The organism is Terriglobales bacterium (assembly GCA_035543055.1).
In the GTDB taxonomy this organism is placed as follows: Bacteria; Acidobacteriota; Terriglobia; order Terriglobales; family Acidobacteriaceae; genus JAIQFD01.
Genome location: DATKKJ010000098.1, coordinates 20,698 through 33,339, shown reverse-complemented (window position 1 = coordinate 33,339; position 12,642 = coordinate 20,698). Strand labels below are relative to the sequence as shown.

The 12,642-nt window shown below is 65.5% G+C and carries 11 protein-coding genes; 3 read left to right on the top strand and 8 right to left on the bottom strand.

The genetic code is table 11. The features are described 5' to 3' along the window. Positions 1-11: 11 nt before the first annotated feature. The 3 genes from aroF to VMS96_07495 form a co-directional block, all read right to left on the bottom strand. On the bottom strand, positions 12-1,100 hold the full coding sequence (gene aroF, locus VMS96_07505; protein HVP43262.1) for a 3-deoxy-7-phosphoheptulonate synthase: 1,089 nt from the start codon (positions 1,098-1,100) through the stop codon (positions 12-14). A gap of 235 nt (positions 1,101-1,335) precedes the next feature. Then, positions 1,336-2,691 carry an FAD-dependent oxidoreductase gene (locus VMS96_07500; GenBank protein HVP43261.1) on the bottom strand — a complete coding sequence of 452 codons (1,356 nt, stop codon included), beginning with the start codon at positions 2,689-2,691 and terminating at the stop codon, positions 1,336-1,338. 233 nt (positions 2,692-2,924) lie between these two features. After that, entirely contained in the window at positions 2,925-5,120 is a 2,196-nt protein-coding gene (locus VMS96_07495) for a dehydrogenase E1 component subunit alpha/beta (GenBank protein HVP43260.1), read from the bottom strand. Between the two features lie 117 nt (positions 5,121-5,237). Here VMS96_07495 and VMS96_07490 point away from each other — a divergent pair, with 117 nt between their 5' ends. The 3 genes from VMS96_07490 (at position 5,238) to uvrB (ending at position 8,859) form a co-directional block, all read left to right on the top strand. Continuing rightward, entirely contained in the window at positions 5,238-5,921 is a 684-nt protein-coding gene (locus VMS96_07490) for an HAD-IA family hydrolase (GenBank protein HVP43259.1), read from the top strand. Between the two features lie 86 nt (positions 5,922-6,007). After that, entirely contained in the window at positions 6,008-6,628 is a 621-nt protein-coding gene (locus VMS96_07485) for a hypothetical protein (protein HVP43258.1), read from the top strand. Between the two features lie 242 nt (positions 6,629-6,870). Beyond that, complete coding sequence (uvrB, locus tag VMS96_07480) at positions 6,871-8,859, top strand: excinuclease ABC subunit UvrB (protein HVP43257.1); 1,989 nt, start codon at positions 6,871-6,873, stop codon at positions 8,857-8,859. Positions 8,860-9,017: 158 nt separating this feature from the next. On the opposite strand, the gene VMS96_07475 is transcribed toward uvrB, so the two are convergent. Genes VMS96_07475 through VMS96_07455 form a run of 5 tightly spaced genes read right to left on the bottom strand, consistent with a single transcriptional unit; the run spans position 9,018 to position 12,640 of the window. Continuing rightward, positions 9,018-9,797: a response regulator gene (locus tag VMS96_07475; GenBank protein ID HVP43256.1), complete on the bottom strand. Its 780-nt coding sequence runs from the start codon at positions 9,795-9,797 to the stop codon at positions 9,018-9,020. Continuing rightward, positions 9,794-10,564, bottom strand: coding sequence for a DUF4388 domain-containing protein (locus VMS96_07470; GenBank protein ID HVP43255.1), 771 nt, complete (start codon positions 10,562-10,564; stop codon positions 9,794-9,796). The genes VMS96_07475 and VMS96_07470 overlap by 4 nt, the downstream gene beginning before the upstream one ends. Further along, positions 10,561-10,995, bottom strand: a complete 435-nt coding sequence (locus VMS96_07465) for a chemotaxis protein CheW (GenBank protein HVP43254.1) — start codon at positions 10,993-10,995, stop codon at positions 10,561-10,563. Before VMS96_07465 ends, VMS96_07470 begins: the two co-directional genes overlap by 4 nt. After that, positions 10,992-11,507 carry a chemotaxis protein CheW gene (locus VMS96_07460; GenBank protein ID HVP43253.1) on the bottom strand — a complete coding sequence of 172 codons (516 nt, stop codon included), beginning with the start codon at positions 11,505-11,507 and terminating at the stop codon, positions 10,992-10,994. The genes VMS96_07465 and VMS96_07460 overlap by 4 nt, the downstream gene beginning before the upstream one ends. Then, on the bottom strand, positions 11,504-12,640 hold the full coding sequence (locus VMS96_07455) for a chemotaxis response regulator protein-glutamate methylesterase (protein HVP43252.1): 1,137 nt from the start codon (positions 12,638-12,640) through the stop codon (positions 11,504-11,506). The genes VMS96_07460 and VMS96_07455 overlap by 4 nt, the downstream gene beginning before the upstream one ends. Positions 12,641-12,642 lie beyond the last annotated feature (2 nt).

Here is a 12,642-nt window from a genome sequence, read left to right as displayed (position 1 = left end):
GCGCCCACGTTTCAGAAACTGAAGCTCTGGATGTCGTGCGAGCCGGAGGCGCTGGCCGCCCGCGCCGCATACTTGCGCGGAACCTCCTGCGGGGTGGCGACAGCGCGCATGGGATCGCCCAAGCCGCGCATCACTTCGGCGAAGCCGTCCAGGTCGAGAGACTGCGCGCCATCAGAAAGCGCGCGCTCCGGACACGGATGCACCTCGATGATGAGCCCGTCGGCCCCCAGCGCCACCGCGGCGCGCGAGACCGGAGCGATCAGGCTGCGCCGTCCGGTGCCGTGCGAGGGATCGGCGATCACCGGCAGGTGGGAGAGTTCCTTGGCCAGGGCGACGGCCGCCAGGTCGATGGTGTTGCGCAGGTCGGTCTCGAAGGTCTTGATGCCGCGCTCGCAGAGCACCACATTGGCGTTGCCGCCGGAGAGCAGGTACTCGGCGGCGAGCAACCACTCCTTGATGGTGGCCGAGGGCCCGCGCTTCAGCAGGACGGGCTTGTCGGCGCGCGCCAGGCGGCGCAGCAGATTGTAGTTCTGCATGTTACGGGCGCCGACCTGCAGCATGTCGGCGTACTCCGAGATCAGGTCCACGTCCTCGCTGCCCATAACCTCGGTGACCACGGGCAAGCCGGTCTCCTCGCGGGCGGCGCGCAGGATCTCCAGCGCTTCCACGCCCAGGCCCTGGAAGTCGTAGGGGGAGGTGCGAGGCTTGTAGGCTCCGCCGCGCAGCATGGTGGCGCCGGAGGCCTTGACGCCGTGAGCGGCGGTCAGCATCTGCTCGCGCGATTCCACCGAGCACGGCCCGGCGATGACCACCACCTTGTGGGCGCCGATGCTGACGTTGCCGACCTTGACCACGGTGCCGGTGGGACGGGTCTGCCGGCTCACCAGCTTGAACGGGGTGGCGATGGGGACGCAGTTGTCCACGCCGGGAGCGGCCTGCAGCGCCTCGATCTCGTGGCGGCGGCCGGAACTGCCCACGCAGGCGATGATGGTGCGCTCCGTGCCGCGGGTCACGTGGGCCTGGTAGCCCGCTTCCTGCACCCGCTTGATCACGTGCTGGATCTGTTCTTCGCTGGCGACATCTTTCATGTTGACGATCATGTTGGGCCTCCCTGTCTCCCGAAAAAGCAACAGCCGCGACCGGGGTCGCGGCTGATTGGCTGAAATCTTGGCGGTCAGTTCATCTGGTGATGCGCGTCCAAGCTTCGCCCCAGCCGCTCCCGGTAAATCGGAAGCCAGCGTAGGTAAAGCCCGTAAATCGAAGGGCGCGCATAGAAATCCGCCTGAATCCGTGCATTCTGCCCGAATTCAGGCGGGGTGTCAATCGAAACCTCGCTTAATCGGCGCTCACCAGCTCGTTCTTCTTCGCCTTCTCCCCGGCGATGACCTTGAGCATGGTCTCGTTGTCGGAGAACTTGAAGAAGCCGAGGCCGCGGGCCTTGGCTTCGCGGTCAGCGGCGGCGTCGAGCAGCTCAAGGTCGGCCTTGTTCACCGGGCGCAGTCCGCGCCGCTCCAGGTTGCGCTGAATGTCGGCCGGACTCGTGGCCGCCTGTTCCGAGGCCTTCTCGAGATACTGGAGGACCTCGGCGGCGGCGACTTCGCCGTCGTGACGGGCGATGCCGACCAGGCCTTCGCTGGCCCGGCGGGCCCATCCGCCGACGTACACGCCTTCCAAGTCCTTGCCGGTGGCCGGGTCATAGACCTGGTACACGGGCTTGCCGGGCTCGGCCGGAGGACGGGTGGCGTAGCCTTCCGGCCCCATGGGCAGGCCGACCTTGGGATCGTGAGCGTCGCCGATGGCGAAGATCATGGTGTCCACATCGAGGTCGGTGGTCTGCTCGGTGGCCTTGGCGGCGGTGCCGCTGCCCTTGGCCACCAGGAGGTTCTCGGTAACGGTCAGACGGTTGATGCGGCCGTCGGGGCCGGCGTGGATCTCCTTGGGCGAGCACAGGAAGCGGAAGCGGATGCCCGGCTTCTTGCGCACGTAGGCCGGCTTCTTGAGGAAGGGGAAATTCTCGTCGGCGATCTTGGAGGGGTCCTGGCCGACCGCGGCCAGCTTGTCCTTGATGCGCTCGACCTCGGCGCGGAACTCGTCCTGGTCGAGGTGCTCTTCGAGGTGGGCGATCTCCTTCTCGTCGAACTTGGCCTCGAAGGGGCCGCGGCGGGCGACCACGATGACCTCTTCGGTCACGCGGTTGGGATCGTCCTGCATGACCCAGCGGGCGATGTCCACCATGACGTTGCCCATGCCCACGATGGCGATGCGCTTGCCGGTGGAAAAGTCCTGCGAGGCGAAGGGCGGCAGCTGGTTGTAGAAGTACACAAAGTCCTTGGCGGAATAAACGCCCTTGGCATTCTCGCCGGGCAGGCCCAGGCTCTTGGTGCCCTGGGCGCCCACGCTGAACAGCATGGCCGAGGGATTGAACTGGCGCAGGTCTTCGATCTTCAGCGGGCACTCGGTGCCGACTTTCACTCCCCCGAAGTAGTACACGTTGGGCAGGGCGAAGATCTTGGCGAACTGCTTGCGCAGCCCGAACTTCATCTTGTCCTTGACGGGATAAATGCCGTATTCGGCGAGCCCGCCGGGCTTGATGTCCCGGTTGAACACCACCACGGTGTGTCCCGCCTGAGCGATCTTTTGAGCGGCGAAGAGCCCGGCCGGGCCGGCCCCCACGACGAAAACAGTCTTCACTGGCCCCTCCTCCTGAGCAGGCATGCGGATGTAGGAATGCAGACGGCAGCCCGCGAGGGATGCCGCTACAGCAAAGTAGCCCGCCGTCCACACCCCGGGCGGTGACGCGCGTCACAAGCCTACGTGCGGTCGAACACAGAGGCCCGCTCAGGACCCGATACGGGAATTGTGGCACAGGCAGCGCCGGGAATGGCGTGCTTTCCGGGTTTCCGCCGCCCCGGTCGAGGCACGGGCTAGAACTCTGCCAGCGAAACCAGGGCTTGGTACACGTCGTCCGCCTGGGGCAGGATCTCGTCCTCCAGCACCGGCTGGTAGGCGACGAAGGTGTCCTCGGCGGCCAGGCGGCGGACCGGGGCATCGAGGTAATCGAAGAGTTCGTCGGCGATGCGGGCGGCGAGCTCGGCGCCATAGCCCCAGCTGAGCGTGTCCTCGTGCGCGACCAGCACGCGGCTGGTCTTGCGCACCGAGTTGGCGATCGCCTCCCAGTCGTACGGGTTCAGAGTGCGCAGGTCCAGGACCTCGACGCTGAGGCCGCGCTCGCGCTCCAGGCGCTGCGCGGCCTGCAGAGCGCGAGGAATGACGGCACCGTAGGAGACGAGGGTGATGTCCCTCCCCTCTTTCCAGACGCGCGCTTTGCCGAAGGGCACCATGTGGTCGGGTCCGGGGTAGGGGGCGCGTCCGAAGGGCTCGCGGTAGAGACGCTTGTGCTCCAGGAACAGCACCGGGTCGTCGCAGCGGATGGCGGTGCGCAACAGGCCGTTGGCGTCGAGGGCGTTGGAGGGGAAGCAGACGCGGATGCCTGGAGTATGGGTAAAGATGCTCTCGCCGCACTGCGAGTGATAGACGGCGCCGCCGGTCAGATAGCCGCCGATGGCCACGCGCACCACCGCCGGGCAGGAGAAAGCGTTGTTGGAGCGCCAGCGGATGAGCGGCATCTCGTTGCGCAACTGGTGCATGGCGGGCCAGATGTAGTCGAAGAACTGGATCTCGACCACCGGTTTCAGGCCGCGGGTGCCCATGCCCACCGCGCGCCCGACGATGTTGGCCTCCGCCAGGGGTGAGTTGAAGACGCGGTCAGGGCCGAACTCGCCTTGCAGGCCGGCGGTCAGCTTGAAGACCCCGCCCTTCCCTTTCACCAGCTTCTTCTTCAGATACTCCTCGCGGGAACAGTCGGCCACGTCCTCGCCGAAGAGGACGATGCGCGGGTCGCGCTTCATCTCGTCACGCAGACAGGCGTTGATGAGGTCAGCCATGGTCCTGTCGCCGCCCTCGGAGGCGGGGGCGGAACTGAAGCTGGCCGAGGTCGGGTCGAGGTCGGGGGAGTAAACGAACTTCTTGTAGGAGTCGAGTGCCGGCAGCGCGGCTTCGAGGGCCCGGTCGCTGGCCTCCTGGACTTCTTCGTCCACTTCCTTTTCCAAGCGGCTGACGCCCTCCTCGTCGAGGATGCCCTCGCGCACCAGGAACATCTGCAGGCGGGTAATCGGGTCGCGGCGAGCTTCGTCCTGGCGCTCGGACTCCGGCCGGTAGAGCCGCTCGTCGTCGGAGAGCGAATGCGAGTACGGCCTTACGACGTGCCCATGGATGAATGCCGGACCTTTGCCGGCGCGGATGTAGTCCACGGCGCGGCGGAACTCGGCGTAGCTGGAGATGGGGTCGGTCCCGTCGCACTCGGCGAAATGGAAGTTGGGGAAGTTCGCTACCAGGCGCGAGATGTTGCCCCCGGCGGTGTTCACCTCGACCGGGACGGAGATGGCGTACTCGTTGTCCTCGACCACGAACAAGACCGGCAGCTTGAGGTTGGAGGCCGTGTTCAGCGCCTCCCAGAACTCGCCCTGGCTGGTGGTGCCGTCGCCGCAGGAGACGTACGTGACCTCGTCGCCGTGGAAGACCACGTCCTTGAACTGGCGGTAGTCGCCCTCGGCCTTCTCGGCGGCCTCGGGATGCTTGGCAAAATAGCGACCGGCCTGGGCGCATCCCACAGCTTGCAGGAACTGGGAGCCGGTGGGCGAAGACTGGGTGACGATGTTGAGCTTGCGGCTGGCCCAATGCGAGGGCATCTGGCGTCCGCCGGAGCTGGGATCGTCGGCGGCGCCGACCGCTTGCAGCAGCATGTCGAGCGGGGTCACGCCCAGAGTGAGGCAGAGCGCGCGGTCGCGATAATAGGGATAGAACCAGTCGTGGCCGGGCTTCAACGCCATGGCGGCGGCGGTGAGGAAAGCTTCGTGCCCCGCGCCCGAGATCTGGAAGAAGATGCGCTGCTGGCGCTTGAGCAGGATCTCGCGGTCATCCAGCCGGCGGGAGAGGAACATGACCCGGTACATCTGGATGAGCTGCTCGAGGGTCAGGCCCTCGTAGGTCCTCGGCTTCTTCTCTGCTTTTTCGACTGCGGCCGCCTCGACCGGCGGTTTGGCGTCTGCCTTGGTTGCCATTCAGTCCTCAGATGTCTTAGATGCAGCGGGGGCAGTGCGTTGGGGACATTGTAAATGGTCGGACGCTCGCCGGATATACTGAGGTTAGAGACGCCCTGACGGGCGTCTCTACCGAAGATGATCCGAGTACGCCGCAAGATTCCTGCTGAGACGATCAAGCTGCTGATCTTCGATCTGGACGGCACGCTGGTGGATTCGCGCGTGGACCTGACCAACGCGGTCAACGCCATGCTGCGCAAGTTCGGGCGGGTGGAGCTGCCCATGGAGGTGGTCGAGAGTTACGTCGGGGACGGCGCTCCCATGCTGATCCGCCGCGCTCTCGGCGACCCCGACAGCGGTGACCTGATGCGCGAGGCGCTGGAGTATTTCATCCTCTACTACCGCCAGCACAAGCTGGACAACACCACCTTGTACGAGGGCGTGCAGCAGGCGCTGGAGGCGCTGCGGGATGGTGGCGGGCGGAAAATGGCAGTGCTGTCGAACAAGCCGGTGAATCCCTCGCGGGGCATCTGCGAGGCGCTGGGGATCAGCCCGTTCTTCGTGCAGGTCTACGGCGGCAACAGCTTCCCTACCAAGAAACCCGACCCGCAGGGCGCGCTGGCGCTGTGCTCCGAGACCGGGGTGCGGCCGGAGCAGGCGGTGATCATCGGCGATTCCGACATCGATGTCCTGACCGGGCAGAACGCAGGGATATGGACGGTGGGGGTGAACTACGGCTTCATGCCGGCGCGCCTGAAGCTGACCCCGCCCGATGTGCTGATCGACAGCCCCTCGGAATTGCCCGACATTTTCAAAACCTAACCACAGACACAGACACAGAGGTTTTGAATTGTTTCTTCGTCGTGTCTCAGTGTCTCTGTGGTTAAATCGGATTTCGTCTCTAACAAATGCCTAAGAAGACTAGCCAAACTTTTGGGTTCACGCCCGCGGAGCTGCGCACCATCCGCGCCATGAAGGACCCCAACGGCGTGCAGAACTTCCTGAACAGCCTGCCCTACCACCTGGCGCCGACCTGCTGGTCACCGCGCAAAGTGCTGCGGACGCGGACCGTGCACTGCCTGGAGGGCGCCATCTTCGGCGCTGCCGCGCTGCGGGTGCTCGGCTATCCGCCGCTGCTGTGGGACCTGGAGGCCGAGCGCGATACCGACCACGTGCTGGCCATCTTCCGCCAGAACGGGTGCTGGGGGGCAGTGGCGGCTTCGAACTTCGCCGGCTGCCGCTACCGCGAGCCGGTCTATCGGACGCTGCGCGAGCTGGCGATGAGCTACTTCAACCTCTATTTCAACCTGGCCAAACAGAGGTCGCTGCGGCGCTATTCCAATCCGGTGAACCTGAAGCGATTCGACCACCTCAATTGGATGACCACCGAAAAGGATGTCTGGTTCATTCCCAACTATCTCTGCGACATTCCCCACAAGTCCCTTCTCACGCCCAGGCAGTTGAAGTCGCTGCACACCGTAGACCAGCGGCTGTATGACGCGGAGCTGGTCGGGCACCGGTGGAAGTGACGCCGTTTGGCGGGCGTCTGAGCCCGCCGGCGTCATCCTGAGGGGCCTCCTGCCCCGAAGGATCTCTACTTGCTCGGTATAATAGAGAGATGCCCACCCGCCGAAATTTGCGCCTGAGAGCGCTCTCCCCAGCGGCTAAAAGCCGCAAAGCAAGGGAGCCGCTGCGCGACGGCTGAAGCCGTCGCCTGACACGCAGGCCTGGGTGGCCAACGACCGACGACCAGAGACCGACGACCTTTTTCATGGATTTCACACTAGTCAGCGACTATAAGCCGCGGGGCGACCAGGGGCGCGCCATCGAGCAGCTCACCCGGGGTGTGGCCGAGGCCGAAAAGCACCAGGTACTGTTGGGCGTGACCGGCTCGGGCAAGACTTTCACCATGGCCAAGCTCATCGAGAACGCTAACCGGCCGACGCTGGTGCTGGCCCACAACAAGACCCTGGCCGCGCAGCTGTACCACGAGTTCAAAGGCTTCTTCCCCCACAACGCGGTCGAATACTTTGTCTCGTATTACGACTATTACCAGCCGGAGGCGTATATCCCCTCGGGCGACGTGTACATCGAGAAAGAAGCGACCATCAACGACGAGCTGGACAAGCTGCGGCTGTCGGCGACCAAGTCGCTGTTCGAGCGGCGCGACTGCGTCATCGTGGCTTCGGTGAGCTGCATCTACGGCCTGGGCTCACCCGACGCGTACTACGGGATGATGATGTTCCTGGAGAAGGGGCAGAAGATCAAGCGCGAGGACATCACCCGCCGCCTGGTCGAGATCCTGTACGAGCGCTCGGACACCGACTTCAGGCGAGGCACTTTCCGGGTGCGCGGCGACATCATCGAGGTCTTCCCCACCTACGATGACAACGCCTACCGCATCGAGCTGTGGGGCGACTCGGTGGAGCAGCTCAGCCAGATTGATCCCCTGTTCGGGACGGTCAAGCAGAAATACGTGCGCCTGCCCATCTATCCCAAGACCCATTACGTCATGTCGGCGCAGACCAAGAACAAGGCGATCGAATCCATCAAGGAAGAGCTGAAGTGGTGGGAGGAGGAGCTGCAGAAGAACGGGCGGCTGGTGGAATCGCAGCGGGTGCACCAGCGCACCATGTTCGACCTGGAGATGATCAAATCGGTCGGCTACTGCCACGGAGTCGAGAACTACAGCCGGCATTTCTCGGGACGGCTGCCGGGCGAGGCGCCACCGACGCTGCTCGATTACGTGCCGCGGGATTACCTGCTGTTCATCGACGAATCGCACCAGACCGTCCCGCAGCTCCACGGGATGTACCACGGCGACCGCTCGCGCAAGGAGACGCTGGTGGAGTACGGCTTCCGGCTGCCGTCCGCGCTCGACAACCGCCCGCTGACCTTCGACGAGTTCGAGCACCGCGTCAACCAGGCAATCTACGTCTCGGCGACGCCCGGACCGTACGAGCTGACGAAGGCCGCCGGGGTCGTGGTGGAGCAGATCATCCGGCCCACGGGGCTGATCGATCCGGAGGTCGAAGTCAGGGCGGTGAAGGGGCAGATCGACGACCTGTTGCACGAGATCCGGCAGCGGGCCGAGAAGCGCGAACGCGTGCTGGTGACCACGCTGACCAAGCGCATGGCCGAGGACCTGGCGGAGTACTACAGCGAGGTCGGGGTGCGCTGCCGCTACATGCACTCGGAGATCGAGACCCTGGAGCGCATCAAGATCCTGCGCGACCTGCGTAAGGGCGAGTTCGACGTGCTCATCGGCATCAACCTGCTGCGCGAAGGGCTGGACCTGCCGGAGGTGTCGCTGGTCGCGATCCTGGACGCGGACAAGGAAGGATTCCTGCGCTCCAGCGGCTCGCTCATCCAGACCATGGGACGCTGCGCGCGCAACCTGAACGGGCGGGCGATCATGTACGCCGACCGGATGACCGACTCCATGCAGAAGGCGATAGACGAGACCAACCGGCGGCGCGCCATCCAGCAGGCCTACAACGACGAGCACGGGATCACGCCGGAGTCGATCGTGCGGCCGGTGGAGATGTCGCTGGCGCAGATCGTCGAAGCCGATTACGTGGACGTGACCGAGGCCGCCGAGGGTGTGCCAGAGTTCAGGTCGCAGGACGAGGTGGATGCCTACATCGCCAAGCTCGAGACCGAGATGCGCGAGGCGGCGAAGAAATTCGAATTCGAGCGGGCGGCGAAACTCAGGGACACGATCAAGGACCTGCGGACGAAGGAATTCCTCTTCGCTTGAGCAAGTGGGCAGTGGGCAGTGGCCAGTGGTCAGCTCGAGCTTCTGACCACCGACCACTGACCACTGGCCACTTTCAACAGAAAAGCGTCCCGCGAAACCACTCGGGACGCTTTCTTGCGCCGTCCAAAATTGCCGGCGGCGCTAACCTCGTTCGCAGACTATTCGGACTCCTGTAATGTTTTGATGTGCGCTTCCAGCGCGCGGCTGTATTCGCGCTCGGCCTCCAGCTCGGCCTGGAGCTTCTTGACCAATCCCTCCAGGCGCAACACCTCCAGCTTCATCTTGGCCATGTCCATGCCGGCGCTCGGACGCGGCGGAGGCTGAGGCACAGGCGGTGCCGCAGCCGGCGCAGCGGGCGGCGGCGCCGGAAAGGGGGTGATGTTCGAAGGCGGCGCGGGCTGGTCGGGAACCACTGGGGGCCGCGACATCGCCGGCGGAGCGGCGGTGCGCGGGCGCCCGGCGGGCGCGTTGGTCGCGGCGAAGATGCTGCTGAGCGCGGCCACGGAAGCGGCAGCCGCAGCCGGCGGAGGCGGCGGCGCCGCGGCGCCGGGCCGCAGCAGGTGGCGCACGCGGGTGATCAGGTCCTGGGGCTGGAACGGCTTGCGGATAAGCTCGTCGGCCTTGACCGCAAACGCCTTCTCCGCCACCGCGCGGTTCACCACACCCGACATCAGGATCACCGGAGTCTTGCCGAGCGCCGGGTGCTGCTTGATGTACTGGCAGACCTCGTAGCCGTCCTTGTCGGGCATGATGACGTCGCTGATGACCACGTCGGGCTTGACCTGCTCGATCTGCTGGAAGGCGGAGGCGGCGTCGTGGCAGGCGACGACGTGGATGTTCTCGCGGCGGAAAGCGATTTTGATGACCTCGCGCATGGTGGCCGAGTCATCGATGAAATACACCGTGGGGGCCGCGGCGGGCGCCAGGTCGGCCATCATGCGCCTCCTTCGGTGGTCTTGGCGTCTTCGTCCACCTCGCGCAGCGCTTCCAGCATGAGCTCGGTGGCCCCGCGCAGGACGGTGCGGGTGGTGGCGGCGGCCCCGGGGACGAACTTGTACACGCCAATCTCCTCGCCGTTACAGCATTTCACGATCTGCACCACCGCGTCGTCGCCGATCATGTCGCCGGCCTCGGCGTGAGAGATGTCGCCGGAATCGAAGAAGATGATGCCGTCCACGAGCCTGCTGTTCACGTGCAGCGCCCCGCTCTGGCGGGAATGACAAAGCATTTGCACCACACCCGGCAGGTCGAGATGCGACAGGCTGCCGCTCAGCGCAGTGTCGGTGGCGCCCAGCATCTGCGTCGGCTGGAAGCCCTCGGTGTGGCTCCTCAGGAAGGTGCGGATGTGGGTGGCGATGTGCTCAGGCCCGAGGCGGCGGTCCACGTAATCGTCGCAGCCGGCGCGGAACGCCTCCATCAGCGCCTGGTCGCCGCCGTCGCCCATGGCGATGATGGGGATGTGCGCGGTCTTGATGTCGGAGTGCAGGATGCGCGGGATCTCGTAGGCGCCCATCTCGCGCAGATTGGTGGCGCACAGGATGGCGGAGGGCGTGTTCCACTCCAGCATGGTCAGGGCGTAGGCCGATTGGGTGCAATGCTCCACGTCAAAGCCTTCGGACTTCAGGGCATCGGACAGGCGCCTGGCGAAGAAGACGTTGCTGTCGATGAGCAGCAGCTTGGGCGCCTCAGCGGACATGGTGTTCATGCGGTCGCCTCCGCTGCGTGCAGCAGCCCCAGGTCCAGGACTTGCACGATCTCATCCGCCAGCGAGAGCAACCCGATCACGTACCGGGGGAGCTTGCCCGTGACCGGCAGCAACTCGGTGCTCGCCAATTCGCATTCGCCGCTGACCGGGATGGCGGTCCACTCGCGGGTGTTTCCAAAGTAGCGATTGGCGATGAGGAAGAACTTGCGGGGCGCCGCATCTTCGCCCACCAGTACCGGAGCGATGTCGCAGACCGGCACGATCTGGCCGCGCCGCAACAGCACGCCAGCCAGCATCCGCGTAGTGTGCGGGAAGGACCGCAGGCGGTCGGGGCGGGCCAGTTCGGTCACGACGCCGGCGGGCAAGGCAAAGCGCTTCTTCCCCAGGGGGAAGAGGACGAAGGACGGCTCGCCTTTGAAGGTGCGTGTCATCCGGCGACCGCTCCCTTCGCGGCCTGCTTCTCGAGCGCTGCCTTCAAGACTATGCCCTCCGCCTTGCTAAGGAAAGCGCCCGGGGCCACCACGGGCACGACATCCTCCTTCAAGAGAGCCAGCCCACGATACCAATCACGCTCCTCGCCGGCGAATGCCTTGGGCAGGGGGCGCAGGCTGGCGATCTCGGTCATGCGGTCGATGGCGTCCACCAGGACAGCAGCGGGCGCGCCGCGCAGCACCAGCAGGCGGGTGTGACGCGTGGGCAGCACGCGGAAGTGGGTGTTGGCGTCCACCACGAAATAAGTGCGCCCGTCGCGCTGCAGGGTGTGTTTGAACTTGGCGAACTTGGGCCCGAGGTGCGCGGGGTGCAGAGGCTCCAGGCCGGAGAGGTCGCGGATCTCGTCCACCTCGGCGGCGGCGATGGCGAAGGTGGTGCCGCCCACGGCGAACAGAATCATCGGCTCGCCATGGTGCACCCGCTTGCGCGTCTCGGCCCGGACGATCCTCACAGGGCACCTACCCGCGCGGCGCCGAAAACGTACAGCACGCGCTTCTCGATGGCGGCAAAGACATTGTCCAAGGGGAGCACCTGGTCCACGCAGCCGGTCTTGATGGCTTCCGCGTTCATGCCGAAGATCACGGAGGTGCTTTCGTCCTGGGCGATCACGTGGCCGCCGGCGGCCTTCACTTTCTGCACGCCCAGGGAGGCGTCATTGCCCATGCCGGTGAGCACGACGGCGATGCTCATGGGACCGGCGAATGCGGCAGCCGTCTCCATGGAAACGTCGGCGCAGGGCCGGTAGCCGGTGATGCGCGGGCCATTGTCCAGGGTGATGCGCCCGGTGGGCGTGATGCGCAGGTGGTGCGAGCCCGGACAGACGTAGAAGGTCGAGGGCTGCAGGATCTCGCCCTGCTCCGCGTCCTTGACCTTGATCTGCGCGATCTCGCCCAACTGCTGCGCGAACTGCGAGGTAAAGGTCCCCGGCATGTGCTGCACCAAGATGACAGTGCCGGGAAAGTCCTTGGGGAACATAGGGACGAACTTCATCAGGGTCGCGGGCCCGCCGGTGGAGGAGGCAATGACCACGACCGGGAACTTGCCGTTGGCCCGGCTGACCAGCGCCGCCCCGGGAGTGGTCGGGGCCGGGCGCGGTGGCATGGGCGCCGGCTCGACCCGCGGCGCCGAGGTCGCGATCTCTTGCTGGAGCTTGCTGCGCACCGCGGTGCGCACCACGCGCACTTTGGCCGCCATCTTGAGCTTGCGGGTCAATTCCGCGCGCACCGAATTCATGTCCAGGTCCACGCCGGCCGAGGGCTTGGCAACGAAATCGATGGCCCCGAGCTCCAGCGCCTTGAGGGTGGTGTCGGCGCCTTCGCGCGACTCCGAGCTGACGATCAGGATGGGCCGCGGCTTCTGCGACATGATGAGCTCGGTGGCCTGGAGCCCGTCCATGTGCGGCATGTTAATGTCCATGGTGATGACGTCGGGAGACAGGGCATCGCTCTGGGCCAAGGCTTCGCGCCCGTCGCGCGCTTCCCCGCACACTTCCATGTCGGGCTCGGCGGTCAGGATGCTTTGCAGCACCTTGCGCATGAACGCCGAATCGTCCACGATCAACACCCGGATTCGTTTGCCTGCCATGA

Excerpts from the sequence above, each read along its gene's own strand:
- aroF (HVP43262.1), bottom strand. The coding sequence starts at position 1,100 with ATGATCGTCAACATGAAAGATGTCGCCAGCGAAGAACAGATCCAGCAC.
- VMS96_07495 (HVP43260.1), bottom strand. The coding sequence starts at position 5,120 with ATGGCAACCAAGGCAGACGCCAAACCGCCGGTCGAGGCGGCCGCAGTC.
- VMS96_07490 (HVP43259.1), top strand. The coding sequence starts at position 5,238 with ATGATCCGAGTACGCCGCAAGATTCCTGCTGAGACGATCAAGCTGCTG.
- VMS96_07485 (HVP43258.1), top strand. The coding sequence starts at position 6,008 with ATGCCTAAGAAGACTAGCCAAACTTTTGGGTTCACGCCCGCGGAGCTG.
- uvrB (HVP43257.1), top strand. The coding sequence starts at position 6,871 with ATGGATTTCACACTAGTCAGCGACTATAAGCCGCGGGGCGACCAGGGG.
- VMS96_07475 (HVP43256.1), bottom strand. The coding sequence starts at position 9,797 with ATGATGGCCGACCTGGCGCCCGCCGCGGCCCCCACGGTGTATTTCATC.
- VMS96_07470 (HVP43255.1), bottom strand. The coding sequence starts at position 10,564 with ATGAACACCATGTCCGCTGAGGCGCCCAAGCTGCTGCTCATCGACAGC.
- VMS96_07465 (HVP43254.1), bottom strand. The coding sequence starts at position 10,995 with ATGACACGCACCTTCAAAGGCGAGCCGTCCTTCGTCCTCTTCCCCCTG.
- VMS96_07455 (HVP43252.1), bottom strand. The coding sequence starts at position 12,640 with ATGGCAGGCAAACGAATCCGGGTGTTGATCGTGGACGATTCGGCGTTC.